The sequence below is a fragment of the Paenibacillus sp. FSL R10-2734 genome (assembly GCF_037963865.1).
Lineage (GTDB): Bacteria > Bacillota > Bacilli > Paenibacillales > Paenibacillaceae > Paenibacillus_AQ.
Map to the genome: position 1 here is coordinate 4,933,931 of NZ_CP150170.1, position 19,955 is coordinate 4,953,885.

A 19,955-nucleotide genomic window follows, 5' to 3' on the forward strand; every position below is an offset into this window, starting at 1 on the left:
CAAAAGGAGCTTTCTACGGAATTATTGTTTAGTTCTTAAATTACTTATTCAGATGATTAACAGACAAACGAAGAATCGTTTCATGAGGCAAGATAACCCGTGGATTCTCAACAGTCTCTTTCTTCATGAGTTTCGTCAAGAGTCTCATCGCTACCGCGCCTAAGTCATACATAGGCTGAGCTACTGTTGTCAACAATGGACGAACCATCGAAGCCATACGGATGTTATCCACACTAATAATGGAGAAGTCATCCGGTACCTTCAAACCTTCATCCTGAATACTGTGAATTGCACCAATAGCCATCTCGTCTGTTGCGGCAAAAATAGCAGTTGGTTTCTTCTTAAGTCCAAGGAAATACTTCATGGCTTCGACACCAGATTCATAGCGGTAGTTACCAATACGCACCAAGTCCTCTTGGTACTCGATTCCAGCCTGTTCAAGTGCCTTCTTATAACCATGGAAACGCGCATATCCATTCGCAGGATCCTGCAACGTACCAGAGATCATTGCGATCTCACGGTGACCGTGACGAATCAGCGTATTCACAGCATCAAAAGCAGCGGTTTCATGATCAATGTCAACTGAAGGATAGGTTCCCTTCTCATCACGTGTTGCACAAAGAACAATTGGAACTGCAGATGTCTGGAATGCTTGAATATGTTCATCAGTTACCGTACCACCCATGAAGAGCAGACCATCGACCTGTTTCTCCAAAAGGGTATTGATGACACGGATTTCCTTTTCTTTACGCTTATCCGCGTTACACAATATGATATTGTAATGATACATGTTCGCGATATCTTCAATCCCGCGTGCAATTTCTGCAAAAATCGAGTTTGAAATATCCGGGATGACAACCCCAACGGTTGTCGTTTTCTTACTGGCAAGTCCTCGCGCCACAGCATTGGGACGATACCCCAAACGCTCAATCGCTTCAAAAACTTTCTTCCGAGTCTGCGGTTTCACGTTAGGGTTATTATTCACAACCCGTGATACCGTAGCCATAGATACGCCTGCTTCTCGAGCTACATCGTAAATGGTTACCGTCAAATTACTCTCTCCATTGCGATAAATTTTATCGTTCGACTAATTAAAAATATGATACGACACTTTGTACATTTGTGCAATGATAACGCTTCATTTTCCTTTCAAAAATTCTTTCAAGGCTGAATACGTAACCATAAATTACAACTTGTGACTAGTGCTGGTTTCCCAATTCACGAGCACATAATGTAACTTCTTTATATCGTAACAAAAAGTGAGTGAAAAATCCAACATTCCGTGAAAGTTTTTCATTATTTTCACAAATTATTTTAATAATTTGCGTTTTTGGTCGTTTGGAACGTTAATTGAGACAATCTTCGACTAGTTTCTTCCATCCATTTCTGGTCGGTAAGCACCTCTGCTAATCGGTATATGTCAAGCAACATATCCACTCTAGTCTGAATTGCCTCTCGGATAGCTAACTCTAATTCTTGAAATCCCCCGACAACACCTTCAGACAAAGAATCCTTTAGGACACTAGCCAATTCATTCCTTTCTGTAAACGAAAAGTCTTGTCTTGGCACATCAGCATTCAGTTCTTTCACTAACTTCCCTAGATCTGTTTTAATAAACGACATTGGCTCATAACTAGTACATTTCGGACAAGTATAGACAGGAACATGTGTAATCTTCATCTTCGTATTAAAAATCAATGAATGCATATGTAAGGACATGAGGCCACCACAGCTGCACAACTTCTCCATTAAGTTATCTGTATACATCTTCTACACCTCTTGCAAGATATTAATTAAGTACAAAGTATGTCTTTTCAATTTCTATATTCGACTTCACTCGATTAAAACCCTCCTTAATTGCATATAATGATTAAATTGGCAATTCGTCTATAATTTACAACCCTTCAGATGACTTCGTATTTTAAATTTGATAGAATATGAAAGATCACGTGATACGAAAGGAGCATAACAAAATGAGACTAGCTGGAAAAAAGGTCATAGCACTCGTAGACGATGAATTTGAAGATTTGGAGCTCTGGTATCCCGTGTACCGAGTAAGAGAAGAAGGTGCCGAGGTTCACTTGGCAGGTTTGGAAAAAGATAAGACGTATATCGGCAAATACGGTGTACCTGCAAAAGCAGAGTATTCCTGGGACGATTTAAACGCTGCTGATTATGATGGAATACTAGTTCCTGGCGGCTGGGCTCCGGATAAAATCCGCAGATATAGCGCCGTTCTAAAGCTCGTGCAGGATTTCAATGCAGCTAAGAAACCTATAGGGCAGATTTGCCACGCAGGTTGGGTGTTAATCTCCGCTAAAATTCTAGAAGGTGTAACTGTCACCTCCACTCCAGGAATTCGTGATGATATGGAGAATGCCGGAGCCATTTGGAAAGATGAGGCTGTGGTTACAGATGGACATATCATCTCCGCTCGTCGGCCGCCAGATCTGCCGCCTTACGGCAAAGCCTTTTGCGATGCACTTGCTGGGGAGTAATTACTACAATTGCGGAATTTCTCCCTGATTATTCGCTATATACACCTTCCACGCCAACAATTATGGAATTTCTCCCTGATTATCAGCTGGAATGGTAATAAAGCGGGGAAATCGTACATTAATTAGGGAAGTATTCCGTAATCGAGCCGATTTTTTGCAATTACACGAATGTTTTAGGGAGATTTTCCCTGATTAATCTTATTCTGCTCCAACGAGCCTTCGATAGAGTGTGTAGCGGTAGGATACTTGTAATAAAACATAACTGTGGCTGCTTAAATGACTGTAGTGGACGACAAAAACGAAGGGGCTATGCATTTACAAACTGCTTAGCTCCTTTGCATACTTGTATAATTAGTATTGAGCACCTAATTATCTGATCCGAATGGACGAATTCTCCTTGATTACGTTTGGATAAGAATTAAACCAGAAAGTCAACGGTTGGGGTAGCTTTTCCTTGCCTACATTGAAGAGATAAGTTATTGTAGTTCCCTTACTACTTTCATTAAACTCTTTATATCCCGAGTAACCATCTTTGATAGTTTCCATCATATGCCCACTTCCAGAGCTATCTTCAAAATAATCGCTCAATCCAAACCCCCTATCATTAAGCGAATCCTTATATTCTTTAGGAATAAAGTAATCCAACACCAGAATTCCCTGCTCTTCGTTCTCCATTCGTTTGGAAATTGTCAGATTGCTGTCCGGTACCTTCAGAATCTGCTGGGTTTCGGTGTTAATCACAAGCTCCATCTTTGTATTATCCAGTGCATTGATTCCTTCAACTTCAAATTTAATCGGATCATCAGGTCTCATATTGTTATTATGATAGATATTCGAACCATATAGCCACATTAATTCCTCTTGTTGCTCTCCATTTCCGATGACAAGTTTAGGTGAAAGCAAACTAAATATCCTCATTGTATTCTCTTGGCCATATCTTTCCCGCATATAAATACCCGTAGGTCCAATATAGATATTCTCCATATTAATTTGCTGACCGGCGATAGACAGACTATCCTTCAGATCAACTCTTTTTCCTTGAATATAATCCTTGTTGGTATCCATTGGAATCTGAATGTTTAAAGGTTTAAGCTCACCGCTTGATAGAGCTGGATCATCAGGTGTTGGAAGCAACCTTAGAGAAATATTTAACGCTTCTTCCAGCTCATCCTGATATTTATCCCATACGATTTGCTCGTACATACGAGTCGTCCCAGGAGATCCAACCTCTTGTGCATTAGTAGTGCTAAACCCGCTGTATCCTGTGCGATAAATATTACTTTCAGGAGTCTTTTTCAAGGATAGTCCAAACAGCTGCATCTTCCGATCTGTATTGTTTTCAATTGTATACAGAACCGCAATCCCTCTTCGATCGGCCATAATTCCATTAACCGTCCACTTTATCCCGTCCACCTCAGGTGAAGAAATATTCACTTCCCTCATCATCCCTGCATCAAGTGCTGATTTAATCGTCAGATTATTTGCAATAATGGGTCTAAACACCTCAAGCTGTCCCCAGCTTTTTGGAGGTAACTGCGCACGTACAGGAACGGCCAGCTGATTTGCCCAAGGCACAATAATGAGTAAGGCGATGGCCAAGACCGCCAACACAACAACAGCGTACCTTTTTCTAAAAGACAACCTTTTACCGTTACCAAGCTGCATCCCTTTGCGAATCGCCGCGTCCAGTTTAACATCTGGGATTTCCTCAGCATCGACATTGATTCTCTGAAAAAAGTCATTAAGAAGCTTTTCCTCTGACTCAGCCATAAAATAGATCCCCCTTCCGTTTCATTCTGTCGCGCAGTTGTTTCAGACCTTTGTTGAGCCACGTCTTCACTGTGCCCTCCGGTTTATCAAGAATCTCTGCAATTTCTGTAAGCGTCATATCCTTGTAATACTTAAGCACAAGCACCTGACGATACTTCGGCTTTACCCCATCCAGCGCTTGCTCCATGTCTAGTCTGCGGTCGCTTTTCATCTCCATGATCCCCTCATCGCTTCGAGCAGCTGCTGCGACTGTGTTCCTCTTTCTGCGCTTTAACTCATCGTTACAGCAATTGATCAGAATACGTGTTAACCAAGGAGCAAACCTCTCGGAGTCCTTTAAGCTCTTACGCTTAATCCATGCGCGGCAGGTTGCCTCCTGCAGAACTTCCAGAGAATCCGCTTCGTTTCGTAAATAGCTGTAGGCAATGCTGTAAAGCTTTCTTTTCTGCACAGCCACCAGCTCGTAAAATGTTTCTTCATCCGTAGCGACAATTTTCATTTCGTCATTTATAATGTGTTCCATTCTTGTTCTGTCCTCCCCCCTGCCTTTACGCATAAATCATTCCTGTGCAACTCTCTTTATGTATTGACTGCGCCGAAGCGCAAACGGTTTTGCTTTTTTTATAACGATCTAGTACAAAAGAAAAAGGCTCGGCAAGAATGCCGAACCTTGATGTGGACTTGAAGAGCTGTAGTGCTCGATAACTAGGATGAAGCTTTCTCTTTAGTTTCCCCGCTTGCACCAAGCGTTACACCGCTTTTCTGAGTAAAAGCACTTAGGATCTCTTCCGTCTCCGAGCTTGTACGATGATGGAAGCAAGCTTTGGCAACCCTTCTGGCATCCATAGCCAGTGTATTCAGGGTACGGTGTTTAACTTTCAGCAGTGCTTGCGGCGACATGCTCAGATCACTAATTCCTAGCTCCAACCAAAGTGGTAAAGAACGCTCATCTGCCGCCATTTCACCACATACACTAATATCTATTTTTGCATTACGCGCTGCTTCTACAGTCATACGAATCATTCGCAGAACCGCGGGATGATAAGGATGATACATATGCGCAATTTGTTCATTCATACGGTCCACTGCTAGTACATATTGCACCAAATCGTTAGTACCGATACTGAAAAAGTCAACTTCTTCAGCCAGTAAATCCGCAATCATAACCGCAGCTGGGACTTCAATCATAATACCGACTGGGATATTCCGATTGAACGGTATGTCTCGCTGCTCTAGTTCCGTCTTCACTTCTTCCAATACAGCTTTTGCAGCTTGCAATTCATCTAAGGAAGATATCATTGGGAACATTAGCTTTACATTCCCATATGCGCTCGCCCGCAAAATAGCAGTTAGCTGGGTTTTGAACATATCCAGTCGATTCAAGCTGATACGAATGGCACGATAACCAAGGAACGGATTCTGTTCTTCTGGTAGCTGGAAGTAATCCAGATGTTTGTCCCCGCCAATATCCAGTGAACGGATCACAACCATATGGTTGCCCACCTTCTCGACAACTTGTTTATACACTTCGAATTGTTCATTCTCTGTTGGGAAAGAACTGCGATCCATATAAAGGAACTCTGTACGGAATAAACCTACACCTTCAGCTCCATACTTGAGCGCTAAATTTAGTTCTTTAACTGAACTGATATTACCGGCCAAACGTAGATTAACTCCATCCTTTGTGACGGCCTCCACTGTAGCGAGCAATTCCAGTTGTTCTTTCTTTTTGTGCTGCTTATTCCGAATAGAAACAAATTCATTTATCGTTATCTCATCAGGATGGATTTGTACAGATCCGGTATCTCCGTCAATCACGAGCATGTCCCCGGTCTGAATAGGATTAGACAGTTTATTCTCCAAACCAGCTACGAGCGGAATGCCCAGCGCACGAGCCATAATGGAAGAATGTGAAGTTTTACCGCCCATCATGGTAACAATACCTAGAACATAAGTTGGGTTCAAGTGAGCTAACTGGGAAGGAGATAACTCCTTCGCAACGAGAATATACGGCTGTGTATCCGATGGTAACGTGACTTCCGGAGCACCTAGAAGATGCTTTAGCAGACGGTTGCCGACATCCTTGATATCAACCGCCCGCTCCTTCATGTATTCATCATCTAGCAGATCAAACATCGCTACAAAATGATCAATCGCTTCTTTTACAGCCACTTCCGCCGCCTTGTACTGGCGCTCAATAATCCCCCGGATTTCACTCATGAACACCGGATCATCCAATATCGCTAGATGAGCATCAAAAATGCTGGATTCCTCCGGACCGACCACTTCTCTGAACTCTTTTTTGATGAATTCAATTTCGTCCTTAGAGGTACGGATACCTTCGTATAAACGCTCAAACTCCTTAGCTAGATCCACTGGGTTCACTTGTGTGTCTGGTAAACTCCACTCCCAGTTCGGTAAGACAAAGGCCTTCCCGATAGCTACACCTGCTGCTGCGCCTATGCCTTGTATCATCCTTCTATCCCTCCAACGTTACTTTCATGTAAGACTACGGACATTACTGAAGATTGCCCCTTTTTAACATTTTTAAATGGAGCATAGCTCCATGATTTTACTCGATCAGGATTCGTAATCACCATTGGTGTAGCCAATGAGGCCGCATGTTCACGCAAGTAAGCGAGGTCGAATTTAACTAGTAATTGACCTGGCTCTACGCTGTCGCCTTCTTTTACAACTGCCTCAAATGGCCCTTTAAGCTGCGAAGTATCGATCCCTATATGCATGAGTACTTCCAGCCCTTCCGGCGTAGCAATACCAACGGCATGCATTGTAGGGTAGACGTGCATAACTTTCCCGAATACAGGTGAAGTAAGCTCCCCTTTTTCCGGCAAAAATGCAACACCATCACCCACTAGCTTAGCAGCAAAGATGTGATCAGGTACTTCCTCAATAGGCATCATTCTACCCTGCATAGGAGAACTGAACAGCACCTGCGGCAAATCACGAAGCATCAGCTTATTAATTTCCTCGCGTATCAGCTCAGAATACGTACCAAATACTACCTGAACATTCCCACCACCGAGCTTGATAATCCCAGCAGAACCAAGACCTTTAAGCGCCCCAGTATCAATAAATCGATCATTGTGGACGGTAAGCCTCAAACGGGTGATACAAGATTGTACTTGTACAATGTTTTCCTTACCACCAAGCGCCTCCAAGATCAGAGGTGCCTGATACGGAATGTTGCCTGCCCAATCACCGAGTTCCGAACCTTCTTCACGCCCTGGTGTCGGGATCTGAAAACGGCGAATCGCCCAGCGGAACAAATTATAATATACAATCCCATAGCCAATACCGATCGGAATCAAGAGCCAAGCCCTCTGTGACAGATGCAAGTTCAAAAAGAAGTCAATTGCGCCTGCGGAATAAGAGAACCCATGATGAATCCCAAGCATATAGGTCAGCACCATAGCTAGACCGGACATTACAGTATGTACTGCGAATAAATACGGAGACGCAAACAAAAACGCGAATTCGATCTGCTCCGAAACCCCAGTTAGAAAACAGACCATAGCCGCCCGCATGAAAGTCTTTTTAATCTTAGGCTTCAAATCCTCGCGTGCTTCCTGAATAATTGCAAAAGCAATGGCTGGCAGTGCAAACATCATAATTGGAAACAAACCCGCCATAAAAATGCCCGCCGTAGGATCCCCCGCAAAAAAACGTGGCAAATCCCCCTGAATAACAGTGCTACCATCAGGAGTTGTATAGTTTCCTAACTGAAACCAAAACACATTGTTAAGAATATGGTGAAGACCGAAGGCTGTTAGCACTCTATACAGCACTGCATAAATAAAAACGCCAAATCCGCCCGTCTGCAATATTCCTTGAAAAAGATCATCCAGTCCTCTTTGCAGAAGTGGAGATATCCCTAACATCACCCATGCAAAGACAGCCGAAAACAAACCCATGAACAGCAAAACAAAACGCGACCCTCCAAAAAACTGGATCGCCTCTGGAAGCTTGATATTTTTAAACCGGTTTTGAGCGATACCGGCGACTATACCCAGCAAAATTCCGATAAGTGTTGCAGGTTGTACAAGCCCGTCTCCCATATGGGTAACAATCCGGTCGTAAGTGAACATTCCAGCCAGTGCTGCAAGACCCGCCGTTCCAGCTTGATTGGATAATCCCCATGCTACACCCACAGCGAACAAATAAGGCATAAAATAAAAGATTCCCTGCCCAGCGTATGTAGCCACTTCGGATACCGAAGAAAGTCCCCATGCAGACCAAGGTAAGCTGCCCAAACTAAGCAAAATGGCTGCCGCCGGCAGTACCATGGTAGGAAGCATTATGGCTCTGCCCAATTGCTGCAATGATCCGAGCCAATTCAAGGCTACCCTCTCCTTTCTTTCTATATTGAATGGTAAGCGTTGCGGGGGTTTTTGTCAAAATAAACTCTAGGGAAAGCTCCGGTTATTTTAAAACACATGTTCTAACAGTCCGCTTAACATTTATTCATTTAAATTCATAGAACAGCAGGTATTCACAAAGAGATATGAAGTGAACGATACTGGGATTCTGGCAATCTTGGAGTGGGAATTCTAAAGATGGATTCCACATAGGAGATTCCACATAAGCTACAATCGAGAATAAATGTATTTTGTGCAACTATTCTTATCGATGTACCTCTGCGCACTAATTTAACTGCACTTCATACAACTATTTCGGACAATTTCACGCTTAACCTTATCTTTAACAACTTTTAAGTGTACAAAATACATCTATTTCGCATTAGCATACCGATTTTTACGATTTAGTTGCACGAAGTGCAACTATTTTCTTCAACAGCCCCTAAAGATACACCTACCACATTTGATCCGGCCGCATAGCTCTCACTTCGTATTGTCGCACTCGTTCCCCCGTAATAACAGGCTTTAGCAGCCCTTTCTCACTCAACGAGTGTAACAATCTGCGCGCGGTCCGAAAGTTGATACTGAAATGCGTGGTCACATCCTTTGGTCGTATCGCCCTACCCAGACGCCAAGCCAAACGCAACACCTCCTTCTCCTCGGATAAAATATCTACGCCTGCAGATTTACGCGCAAAATGAGGTGCCAGCACCAATTGTAAAAGCATCCGGCACACCTCGGGGCGATGCTGAAGATCGTCAACAGAAAAATGAATCATCTTCCACTCCATTCCAGTCAGAAAAGTGTCCCGATTAACTGCATAGTTGAATCTCTCGCGGTCCATGTCCTTCACATGACTTTGAAATCCGTCACACTCAATCCCGAAGCAACCGCCGCTCCGTGGAAGAAAAGCGAAGTCTAGAAACTGATATTTGCGGTTCCAGTCGTACACTTCGTATTCTGGATGCAAATCATCGAGGCTCTCAAACAACGGCCACCATACATTCTGTAAGAACAGCTTCTCAGCATAATTATGCCCTCTAACAAGCCTTCCCCTTCTTTCTCCTGATCTCTCCATCAAGTGTTTGTCAATAAACAAACCATGCGCTTCTTCAAATTCCATATTTCTATCCTCCTCTGCAAAAATAAAAAAACGCCCTTCACCGCAACCATGCGGTTAAAGGACGTTCTTCGTCTGACTTCAGTATAACAAGCTCAATTGGTGATTTACATTAAAAATAATACAACCCGTAGTAATCAAACAATACTTCTTATATTGGCTGATCTTCATTATTTATGCCCCAATATTTAAGCCGCAATTACGTCAGCGCCAAAAGTTCGTTGATTGGTTAGTTGGTTGGTTCGCTGGGTCGTCGGTACATTGTTCATCGTTCACTTAATGTTGGGTCGTCGGTTCATTAGTCATCGTTCGCTCGATGTCGGTACATTGTTCTTCGTTCACTTAATGTCGGTTCATCGGTTCATTGTTCACTCGATGTCGATTCTTCGGCGCGAAAGTCACCGACCAACTACCTCCGACCACACATTTTATCGGTAGTCGGATAAGTGTTTAACCGTCTCTCCTACGTCCGAGTACGCCCATGCATCGTGATCGCTTCCTCGACCTTGATGCATCGGTCCATAATCGCCGTCATACCGTGCTCAGCGGCGATTTTAGCGGCTTCCTTGCTGATTACCCCCTGCTGGAGCCAGAGCACACGTGCGCCGATGTCAGCGGCCTCCTGCGCGACCTTTGCACAGTGTTCACTTCGACGGAACACATTGACAATATCCACCGGCTCTGGAATTTCCGCTAACGTGTGATAGCACTTCTCTCCTAGTATTTCACCGTCAACCAATGGGTTTACAGGGATGATCCGATATCCCCGACTTTGCATAGCACCCGCGACCATATAGGAGGTACGGTCTGTTTTGTCGGATAAGCCAACAACAGCAATGTTACCTGCGGAAGCAAGGATATCTCCGATCTGCTCCCGACTTGGATTCTCAAAGCTCATAGATAGTGCCCCTTTCCATAGTTACACTTAATGATCCTTGTTTAACTGAAGCTAGATGCGCTAGCTCCCTTACTTCTATTGTACCCACTCCACATTCGCACCAAGCGCACGTAAGTGATCAAAATATTGCGGATAAGATTTAGCCACATGGTGAGCATCTTTGATCAGGAGCGGCTTACGAGCACGTAAACCAACAACTGACAGCGCCATAATTACACGGTGGTCGTAATGCGCATTGATGGTTACACCACCTTCGACCCCTTCCGGCATGCCGTGAACAATAATCTCATCGCGGCGTTCCTCAACATTAGCTCCTGCACGGGTTAACTCTGCCAAGTAATCGGTAATACGATCACATTCCTTATACCGCAGATTCTCAACGTTGTAGAATCGCGATGTACCTTCTGCAAATACAGCAGCAGCCACCATTGCCAGCACTGCATCGGTTGCAGCATCTCCGTCAAATTCAACGGCTTTTAGAACACCGTTTCCTTGTACGTGTACAGTGCCCTCTTCATGTGTAAGAGGTACTTCCATCATACGCAGCACATCGACAATCGCTCTCTCTCCCTGTTTACTCTGTTCCACAAGTCGATGAACCTTAACATCCGACTTTGTAACAGCAGCAGCCGCAAGAATAGCCGCAGAGCCAGGATAGTCACCTTGAACAGTATATGTCTTAGCCGCGTAAGCTTGACGACCCGGCACTTTAAAGGACATATAATCGTCCGCCGCATGAACCACAATTCCCGCCTGCTCTAATACTTCTAGTGTCTGGCCTACGACAACCTTCGATTTCAAATCATCAAGGACAATAATTTCACTATCTTCTTCAAGCAATGGTGTCAGGAACAGCAGCGCACTTAGGAACTGGGAGCTGACTGCACCGGAAACTGTGATTTTACCCCCAACAGGTTTACCTCCACGTATTGTGATCGGCAGCTTTCCTTCATTATGCTCTACCTTCACACCAAGCTGTTCTAGAGACACGATCAGGTCGTCATGCGGTCGTTTGCCTAATGAGTCAGGATACGTGTTTACGAATGTAACCTCAGGGCTTAGCGCAGCCACAGCCATTAGAAAACGTAGTACTGCTCCAGCATTTCCCACATTAAGTTCCTTAACATCCTTCGGTTTGCGTCCAAAGCCTTGAATCACAATCTTCTCATCATCCTCTGTCAGCACAGCTCCCAGATCAGCAATACAACGACGGATGGCGTCGCTATCTTCACTATGTGCCGGATGATAAATCGTACTTACACCTTCTGACAATGCGGCAACCAGCAAATAACGAGTGGTATAGTTTTTGGAAGAGAGGGCCCCAAATTCTCCTTGTAGAGATGGCGTTGGCCTAACAATAACGTCCATAATATAAACTCTCCTTAGTAGATATATTTGTATGTAGTGCTCGTTTGACAGGGTGTTCCATGCTTGTGTTATCATTAAACCATTCTTCTGATGAAAAGAGGTCACAACCATGTATAATGTTCCACAAATCACACCGCAAGAATTGCGGCAGTGTCTAGAGACAGGTGAAGACCTTGTACTCATCGACGTTCGCGAAGACGAAGAGGTTGCCTTCGGGATGATTCCCGGTGCACAGCATATCCCAATGGGAGAAATCCCACATCGTACAGAGGATATTCCAAGCGATGCCAAAGTAATCTTTATCTGCCGATCTGGTGCTCGAAGCCAGCGTGTCTGCGAATATCTACAACAGTTTGGCTATAACGCTACAAATTTAAACGGCGGTATGATCGAATGGAATGAGACACTCTCTTAAAAGCTCAGCCGCGGTAATGCATTAAAATATGTTGCGACACTTCTGCCGCAGTCAGGCCCGTTGTATCGACCGTGTAATGCGCGAACAGGTAAGCATCTTGGCGGTCTTCCATAATATGTCTAACCTGTTCTCTAGCATTGCCGGCGAGCAGCGGACGATTCTGATCTCCGCTAACGCGGGCAATAATCTCTTCTTCGGTTGCCGTCAGCGCAACCACATGCCCTTTACTCAGCATTAACACTGTATTTCCCGGCGCCAATACCGCACCACCACCAGTGGAAATTAATTTATTCTCGGACTCTAGCATACGCTTTAGCACCGCTGTTTCCACGCTTCGAAAGTATTGCTCTCCATCTTCTGCGAAAATTTCTGCAATGCTCCGACCTTCTGTCTCGATTATGACTTGATCCAAATCAACCAGCTCATAGCCCAGTTCCTCGGCCAAAATAGCACCAACGGTTGACTTTCCTGTCGCCATCATCCCTACTAAAATAATGTTTTTACGCTTATCTTCCTGACTCATCGTTTTTAGTTCTTCTGTATCCCCAGCCATGACTATCCTCCAACCGCGATATTTGTCATATCATAACACAGGGTCAAAACATTAGACAATCTGCTTCACATTGTAAACACACATCGAATATGCAACAAAAAAGGCCCGAAAGCCTCCCCATTTCTGGTGAAGCCATTCGGGCCACTGTTTGTAACCATACCTAACTAGATTATTCTGCTGACATCCAGTTGTGGTGGAAGACGCCTTCTTTGTCTACACGTTTGAATGTGTGAGCACCGAAGTAATCGCGTTGAGCCTGAAGCAGGTTCGCAGGCAGTCTTTCTGTACGATAGCTATCATAGTAAGCCAATGCGCTGGAGAATCCAGGTACTGGAACACCCATCGTTACAGCTGAAGCGATAACTTTACGCCATGCGGATTGGTAATTGTCCATAACATCCTTGAAGAAAGGATCAAGCAATAGGTTCTTAAGATCTGCATTGTTCTCGTAAGCATCCGTGATGTTTTGTAGGAAACGGGAACGGATAATGCAGCCGCCGCGCCAAATTTTAGCCAGCTCACCATATTTCAGATCCCAACCATATTCGTCGGAAGCTACGCGCAGTTGAGCGAATCCTTGAGCGTAGGATACGATTTTACTCGCAAACAATGCTTTACGCACGTTCTCGATAAATTCTGCCTTGTCACCATCAAATGGTGTAGTTTCTGGTCCGTTAAGCACTTTGCTTGCTTCAACACGCTCATCCTTCATTGCTGACAAGAAGCGGGAGAAGACGGATTCAGTGATCATAGACAATGGTACACCAAGATCAAGTGAGCTTTGGCTTGTCCATTTACCAGTTCCCTTTTGGCCTGCGGAATCAAGGATTACGTCAACCATTGGTTTGCCGGTTTCCTCATCATATTGAGAGAAAATATCTGTAGTAATCTCAATCAAATAGCTGTCGAGTTCACCACTGTTCCATTCCTTGAAGATACCGTGAAGTTCTTTTGCATCCAGTCCAAGAACGTCTTTGAGCAGTTGGTACGCTTCACAGATCAATTGCATATCGCCATATTCAATACCGTTGTGCACCATTTTTACATAGTGTCCCGCACCGTCTGGTCCGATATATGTACAGCAAGGCTCTCCGCCGACTTTAGCTGAGATTGCAGTTAGGATTGGTTCTACTAGCTTATATGCGCTTTCTTGACCACCAGGCATAATGGAAGGACCTTTAAGAGCGCCTTCTTCACCGCCAGATACGCCAGTTCCGACAAAACGGAAACCTTTTTCTTCCAGATATTTGCTGCGACGAACCGTATCAGGGAAGTATGCATTTCCTCCGTCGATAATAATATCGCCTTGATCAAGATGCGGCAGCAGTTGCTCGATGGTAGCATCAGTAGCTTTACCCGCTTGAACCATGATCAGAATTTTGCGCGGTGTTTCCAGCGAAGCTACAAATTCCTCAACGGAAAATGTACCTACGAGGTTTTTACCTTCCGCCTCAGCAAGAAGATCATGTGTCTTCTCCGGAGAGCGGTTAAACACGGATACGGAAAAACCTTTGCTTTCGATATTTAGAGCCAAATTCTTGCCCATTACCGCCAAGCCAATAACGCCGATTTGTTGTTTTGCCATCTGGTCCTCCACCCTTTGCACCCTATATTTTTGGGAAATCCATTTCTCGCAGTATAAGAATACCACCCTTTATCAGAGACAGCAAAGCCTGCCCTGCGAATAGAGATCAAATTCATTGACAAAACCATTGCCAACATGAAAATGATCACAATGACTATTTTAACGTTTTTAGCGCCAGAAGTGAACCCCTGTCTGTAAGTTCTCATACAAATCTAAGACACCCCGATATTCGGGGTGCCTCTAAACAACATTTATTGGAAAATTGTTTACCATTCTAACATATACAATTCCTTCGTCAATAAGGCTAGTTGGGCTCGACATTTGTCCGCGCGGACCGTATCCTCAGCCTTAAGTGCATCATTTAATCGATCCAACTGCTCATCTACTTCAATCCTACGCTGGCGGATCCGTTCTTCCCCATCAACAGAATAATAAAGCTTGGTCAGCTCCTCATCTGTGAGCATTGGGCCCTTCTGGTATAATACTCGCTGCTGATAACCAGAGATCTCAACGAGGCGGATCACTTCGCCGAACAAAATATTTTCAATAATAATCTGACGGTCCCGGAAACGCTTTACAATTGCATGACCTCGCATGTCCCCAATTAATTTCTCCATCCATTCTGACAAGCGAGCATCGCGAATCATGTAGTCACCCACAAGTTTGTAGCCGTCTTTGATCCTTTGAAAACGTAATTTCACCAATTTACGACCGGTCCGGACCGAAATCACAAAGACCTGTTCGTTCTCGCTCCAATATAGGGAATAACCTTTTTGAATCAAATCCTTGATCAGGTCCTGGATATGCTGTCTATCGAAACGCAGCTCCAGGTTACAATACTCTACCTCGTCATTTTTGTTCACGGCACTCCCCCCTAACTGCTTCACATCTGTAATATCAACACCATTTGTTCAATTTCAGAGTATTTATGGCTGCCGGACCTCTTCTTGTAATAAAGTACTTTTTGCGTTCGTCTTAGTCTTATTTTATACTTCAGTTTATGTAGCGGTAACTTGGTTTATTGACTATTTTTACCCGCAACAGTCATTCTCCAAACGCAAAACGAATTATTTTTCCTTTTAGCCCTTTTGGAGCACAATCATCATTTTCATATTAGCAACTAACGAGGTGACCACATGACATTTAATGCCGAGCTTTCTCGCAAGCTGAGAGAAGTCAAAAAAGGTGAAGTGACCTGTGGTCTGCGTATTGATAAGGATGATCCAGTCCTGCATGACGGCGAGATGCTACTCAGCGTCATTCAAGAAACCTTCGAAACTTTACTGCCGTTATACCGAATGTCCTTTTAATTCAAAAAAAGCCGCTGACAACCTTAAATCTCAGGTTGTCGGCGGCTTTTCATATTTCATTTCTCAATTAGTTTTGAACTTCAGCTTCGTTCTATGCACAATTAGCAGATGCAGCCCAAAGAGCATCAGCATTACAATTGCACTCATCAGGAACGGAACACCGTGACCTACATGGTCCCATAGCCTTCCTGATATTACTGGACCTGCCACCATTCCTGAGCCTTGTAGCGTCAGGAATAAGCCCCAGACTGTCCCTCGTTCCCCCTTAGGGACTTGCTTCGCAAGAAAGGCATTCCATGCTGGCAGAATAAGCGCGTAGCTTATACCGACTAGTGCAACCGCGACAAAAGCAAGCGGTAGCCAGCGTACCTGTGAGAACAAGGCTAGGGAAAAGGCGGCGAGCAAAAAGCCAATATTCAAAAACACAGTTGTTCCTATTCGGTCCACCAGCTTGCCTGCTGGAATAAGGGCAAGAACCGTAATCCCCCCACCTGCAATCAGAAGTAGACTAAACTGATTTGGACTAACATGCAGCTCCGTACGTGCGAACAAGGTAACTACAGGGGTCATCAAGCCAATCGCAAAAGCCTGAAGGAACAAGGCTGGATAAAGCCAGCGGCTGACTTTAAGCGTCGTTCTGACCTGATGCAGTGTTCTTTTTATACTTTCTAATGGACTAATTTTTTTACGTTCAACGGCTCCGCCGAGTCCTTGCATATCCCTTACGACCGCATGAGTTCCACTTGATGAGATTCTCTTAGGTAGAAATAGGGCAACCACAACTACAACGGCAGCACAGCCTAGCAGGACCAAAAAGGCCACACGATAGCTTTGTCCCCCATGATCCATTAAAAAATTCACTACAATCGGACCGATACCTGTTCCAGCGAGCGAGGCCATCTCGACTGCACCCATAGCTGCACCACTGCTGCCGCTTTTAGTAGATCCTGCCAATTCGGTTATTCCGGTCATCACACAAGGCCAAAGCGGAGAGGTCCCGATTCCAAGAATAAGACAAGCAATGGATAGCATAACTGCTGTTTTGGCATATATTATCATTCCAACAGCTACTAGGATCAACAACAAGGCACTTGTCATTGTCCAGCGAAATCCTATGCGTTCCATGACCCAGCCAGAAGGACTACGGAAGAGGTTATCCCCCAAATACTGGAGTGCAAAGGCAAAGCCCACTACCGTCACTGATAGGCCCAAAATATTCTCCATATATACTGGTAACAAAGCAACAAGCAGCGACCCTTTAACAAATTCAACTAAAAAAATAATTACCCACATCTCCAAAATAAATGGCGACGTCAAACTGATATGCGTGCGTTGTACTGCTTTCGTGGACATTCTATCACATCCAAATCCTAGTATTATGTAGATTGTTTTGTTATACTGATGCTTGCCTTAAATTTTAATATTCGCGAAAGGTTGTGACAGCATTAAATGAATCAACACCGTACTCCCCTCTTCACAGCTTTAAAAAAGCATGCCGCCGGTAATCCCGTTCAATTTCATATTCCGGGGCATAAGAAGGGGCTAGGAACCGATGCCGAATTCCGTGAGTTTATCGGCGATAACGCTCTATCCATCGATCTAATCAACATCGCACCGCTTGATGATCTACATCAGCCAACTGGCGTAATCCAGGAGGCTCAGAAGCTGGCTGCGAAGGCTTTCGGCGCCGACTATACGTATTTTAGCGTACAGGGCACGAGCAATGCCATCATGACGATGATCCTCTCTGTCTGCTCACCGGGTGATAAAATAATTGTGCCGCGGAACATTCATAAATCTGTGATGTCGGCCATTATTTTCTCCGGAGCCAAGCCTGTGTTTGTCTCTCCTGTTCAGGATGAGAATCTCGGGATAGATCACGGCATTACGACCAGTTCGCTGGAACGAGCGTTAAAGCGTCATCCGGACGCTAAAGGAGTTCTAGTAATCAATCCCACGTACTTCGGTATATGCGCCGACCTGCGTTCGATTGTCGACCTGGCTCACCAATACGGTGTACCTGTACTGGTGGACGAGGCACATGGAGTACTGATTCATTTTCATGAGGATCTGCCGGTATCGGCCATGCAGGCCGGTGCGGACATAGCTGCCACTAGTGTGCATAAGCTTGGCGGTTCCATGACGCAAAGCTCGGTACTGAATCTAAATGCTAAGACGGGTCTGATCAATCCACAACGGGTACAGACCATTATGAGCATGCTGACTACAACATCCACCTCATATATTTTATTAGCGTCTCTAGATACATCAAGACGTAATCTCGCGCTCAACGGTCATGAGATGGCAGAAAGAACCATCAGACTGTCCAACTACGCACGAGAAACGATTAATACGATTGAGGGCCTGTACAGCTTTGGAAAAGAAATACTTGGGACAGAAGCAACGTTTGATCATGACCCAACCAAGCTCAACATTCATGTGCGCCATTTAGGGATCACTGGTTACGAAACCGAAAACTGGCTGCGTGAGAAATACAACATCGAAGTAGAACTAAGCGACATGTATAATATTCTTTGCCTTATTACCCCAGGTGATACCCAAGAATCAGTAGATAAATTATTAGCTGCACTTCGGGTATTGTCCGCCATTCATTATAGCAAGGGTGAAATCTACGAGCTTAAGGTTCAGGTTCCAGAAATTCCACAGCTTGCTCTAATTCCAAGGGACGCTTTTTATGCTGATACGCAGTTAGTTCCGTTCCGTGAATCTGCTGGCTACATTATTGCAGAGTTTATATATGTATACCCGCCTGGAATTCCTATTCTTCTCCCTGGCGAAGTGATCACTCAGGATAACATCGATTATATTATTGACCATGTGGAGATCGGCCTCCCAGTTAAAGGTCCTGAGGACCGCAGTATCACTAACATAAAAGTAATTGTGGAAGCCGACCCTATTTCCTAGAACCCATCATTTCTCTATAAAATCTTCAATCATACAAAAACCCGATACTATTATAGTATCGGGTTTCTGTATATAAACATCAACTGTCATATACACAATAGAACAGCTTAAGATAGTCGCTAAAATCTATTCTTGCTGAGCAAGCAGATTGTTGTAAGCTTCTTCAACAGCTTTCCATTCTTCTTCATCTTCGATATTGTACAATACCATTTCTTCGTCTTCTTCTTCCATACGCAGAATAATGCCATCTGCTTCTGGATTTTCCTTTTCTAACAGCAGCGCGTATAGTTTCTCACCGATGTCGAAAGTTTCAACCAATACCATTTCTACATCTTCGCCCTGCTCGTTCGTCAAGGTCAGCACAAACTCCTCGTGCTCATGGTCGTGATCATGCCCGCAACCGCATGCTTCACCATGCTCATGTTTGTGATCGCTCATTGTAATACCTCACTTTGAATTGTATTATCCTACATCTGGTATCGTACCACGTTAGATTAGTTCAGGTCAATTTAGAACCCTTAATTCAGGGCTGTAATTACCTTCTCTGACACAAGGATGTAATCCGCATTTTTGGAGGGCTTAATATAGAAGCCTACCCGATATTTTCCCGCTTCTTTAAAATCATAAGTAAACTCCGAGGTTGGAAACCAGAAATTATCCTTCTGCGAGCCATCAAGCTCCTGCGACTGAATGTCCTTAACGTTTCCAGATGGATCGGTCATTGCTACTTTCACAGCTGAAATCTCTTCAGTCAGGCTATCGACCTGGCTTAATATTTTAATTTTTAACTTGCCCACATTGACATTTCCAAAAACTGTATCCCCTTTGAAAAGCACAATATGAACATTGGGCTTAAGAATCGTTACTTTCCCAGTTCCATCCCAATTCACAACTCCGCCTGCTTCTCTAGCAGGAATATACGTTTTCCCATCAATTAAATAACCGCCGTCCGTAATCTCTGTCCCGTTGCTCCATACCTTAACTTTCTTACTCACAGAATCGGCGAACAATAAGGAGCCACCCATTAAGGAAAAAGCAAACACACATAAAGTGATTTTTTTCCATCTATTCATTTGAAACCCTCCAAATAATTCATACTGTTAATGTATACTTACTTTGCTTCAGCAAGTTGCGCTA

General features: G+C 44.2%; 18 protein-coding genes and 1 pseudogene. 4 read left to right on the forward strand and 15 right to left on the reverse strand.

Annotation, left to right across the window (positions count from 1 at the left end; all coding sequences use genetic code 11):
• Positions 1-40 precede the first annotated feature (40 nt).
• Positions 41-1,051 (reverse strand): catabolite control protein A, encoded by a 1,011-nt coding sequence (gene ccpA / locus NSS67_RS21570; protein WP_036686140.1) that lies wholly within the window; start codon positions 1,049-1,051, stop codon positions 41-43.
• 263 nt (positions 1,052-1,314) lie between these two features.
• Positions 1,315-1,767 (reverse strand): hypothetical protein, encoded by a 453-nt coding sequence (locus NSS67_RS21575; protein WP_339315643.1) that lies wholly within the window; start codon positions 1,765-1,767, stop codon positions 1,315-1,317.
• 206 nt (positions 1,768-1,973) lie between these two features.
• Here NSS67_RS21575 and NSS67_RS21580 point away from each other — a divergent pair, with 206 nt between their 5' ends.
• A complete protein-coding gene (locus tag NSS67_RS21580; protein ID WP_042126813.1) occupies positions 1,974-2,498 on the forward strand; it encodes a type 1 glutamine amidotransferase domain-containing protein in 525 nt (174 codons plus the stop codon).
• Positions 2,499-2,867: 369 nt separating this feature from the next.
• Here NSS67_RS21580 and NSS67_RS21585 read toward each other — a convergent pair whose 3' ends face one another.
• The 7 genes from NSS67_RS21585 to aroA form a co-directional block, all read right to left on the reverse strand.
• Positions 2,868-4,268 carry a DUF4179 domain-containing protein gene (locus tag NSS67_RS21585; RefSeq protein ID WP_339315645.1) on the reverse strand — a complete coding sequence of 467 codons (1,401 nt, stop codon included), beginning with the start codon at positions 4,266-4,268 and terminating at the stop codon, positions 2,868-2,870.
• The gene (locus tag NSS67_RS21590; RefSeq protein ID WP_339315646.1) at positions 4,261-4,791 is read right to left on the reverse strand and encodes a sigma-70 family RNA polymerase sigma factor; all 531 of its coding nucleotides are present in this window, start codon (positions 4,789-4,791) and stop codon (positions 4,261-4,263) included. The genes NSS67_RS21585 and NSS67_RS21590 overlap by 8 nt, the downstream gene beginning before the upstream one ends.
• Before the next feature lie 182 nt (positions 4,792-4,973).
• Complete coding sequence (gene ptsP / locus NSS67_RS21595) at positions 4,974-6,743, reverse strand: phosphoenolpyruvate--protein phosphotransferase (RefSeq protein WP_339315647.1); 1,770 nt, start codon at positions 6,741-6,743, stop codon at positions 4,974-4,976.
• On the reverse strand, positions 6,740-8,626 hold the full coding sequence (locus NSS67_RS21600; RefSeq protein WP_339315648.1) for a glucose PTS transporter subunit IIA: 1,887 nt from the start codon (positions 8,624-8,626) through the stop codon (positions 6,740-6,742). The genes ptsP and NSS67_RS21600 overlap by 4 nt, the downstream gene beginning before the upstream one ends.
• A 472-nt stretch (positions 8,627-9,098) precedes the next feature.
• Positions 9,099-9,767: a hypothetical protein gene (locus tag NSS67_RS21605; protein WP_339315649.1), complete on the reverse strand. Its 669-nt coding sequence runs from the start codon at positions 9,765-9,767 to the stop codon at positions 9,099-9,101.
• Positions 9,768-10,227: 460 nt separating this feature from the next.
• Positions 10,228-10,662: a CoA-binding protein gene (locus NSS67_RS21610; protein WP_339315650.1), complete on the reverse strand. Its 435-nt coding sequence runs from the start codon at positions 10,660-10,662 to the stop codon at positions 10,228-10,230.
• Between the two features lie 75 nt (positions 10,663-10,737).
• Complete coding sequence (gene aroA, locus NSS67_RS21615) at positions 10,738-12,030, reverse strand: 3-phosphoshikimate 1-carboxyvinyltransferase (RefSeq protein WP_339315651.1); 1,293 nt, start codon at positions 12,028-12,030, stop codon at positions 10,738-10,740.
• Between the two features lie 109 nt (positions 12,031-12,139).
• On the opposite strand from aroA, the gene NSS67_RS21620 reads away from it, so the two are divergent.
• Positions 12,140-12,445 carry a rhodanese-like domain-containing protein gene (locus tag NSS67_RS21620; RefSeq protein WP_339315653.1) on the forward strand — a complete coding sequence of 102 codons (306 nt, stop codon included), beginning with the start codon at positions 12,140-12,142 and terminating at the stop codon, positions 12,443-12,445.
• 4 nt (positions 12,446-12,449) lie between these two features.
• On the opposite strand, the gene NSS67_RS21625 is transcribed toward NSS67_RS21620, so the two are convergent.
• The 3 genes from NSS67_RS21625 to NSS67_RS21635 all read right to left on the reverse strand — a co-directional run bounded on the left by NSS67_RS21625 (position 12,450) and on the right by NSS67_RS21635 (position 15,446).
• Positions 12,450-12,998 (reverse strand): shikimate kinase, encoded by a 549-nt coding sequence (locus tag NSS67_RS21625; protein WP_339315654.1) that lies wholly within the window; start codon positions 12,996-12,998, stop codon positions 12,450-12,452.
• 169 nt (positions 12,999-13,167) lie between these two features.
• Positions 13,168-14,583, reverse strand: coding sequence for an NADP-dependent phosphogluconate dehydrogenase (gndA, locus tag NSS67_RS21630; RefSeq protein ID WP_339315655.1), 1,416 nt, complete (start codon positions 14,581-14,583; stop codon positions 13,168-13,170).
• A gap of 266 nt (positions 14,584-14,849) precedes the next feature.
• Positions 14,850-15,446, reverse strand: coding sequence for a hypothetical protein (locus NSS67_RS21635; protein WP_339315657.1), 597 nt, complete (start codon positions 15,444-15,446; stop codon positions 14,850-14,852).
• A gap of 300 nt (positions 15,447-15,746) precedes the next feature.
• Here NSS67_RS21635 and NSS67_RS21640 point away from each other — a divergent pair.
• Positions 15,747-15,893 (forward strand): annotated as a pseudogene (locus NSS67_RS21640) (DUF1054 family protein); the annotation flags it as partial.
• Positions 15,894-15,956: 63 nt separating this feature from the next.
• On the opposite strand, the gene NSS67_RS21645 reads toward NSS67_RS21640, so the two are convergent.
• Positions 15,957-17,246 carry an MFS transporter gene (locus NSS67_RS21645; protein ID WP_339315658.1) on the reverse strand — a complete coding sequence of 430 codons (1,290 nt, stop codon included), beginning with the start codon at positions 17,244-17,246 and terminating at the stop codon, positions 15,957-15,959.
• 96 nt (positions 17,247-17,342) lie between these two features.
• On the opposite strand from NSS67_RS21645, the gene NSS67_RS21650 reads away from it, so the two are divergent.
• Positions 17,343-18,818 (forward strand): aminotransferase class I/II-fold pyridoxal phosphate-dependent enzyme, encoded by a 1,476-nt coding sequence (locus tag NSS67_RS21650; protein WP_339315659.1) that lies wholly within the window; start codon positions 17,343-17,345, stop codon positions 18,816-18,818.
• A 126-nt stretch (positions 18,819-18,944) separates the two neighbouring features.
• Here NSS67_RS21650 and NSS67_RS21655 read toward each other — a convergent pair whose 3' ends face one another.
• The gene (locus NSS67_RS21655) at positions 18,945-19,256 is read right to left on the reverse strand and encodes a DUF1292 domain-containing protein (protein ID WP_042187300.1); all 312 of its coding nucleotides are present in this window, start codon (positions 19,254-19,256) and stop codon (positions 18,945-18,947) included.
• 80 nt (positions 19,257-19,336) lie between these two features.
• Positions 19,337-19,891 (reverse strand): copper amine oxidase, encoded by a 555-nt coding sequence (locus NSS67_RS21660; RefSeq protein ID WP_339315660.1) that lies wholly within the window; start codon positions 19,889-19,891, stop codon positions 19,337-19,339.
• Between the last annotated feature and the right edge of the window lie 64 nt (positions 19,892-19,955).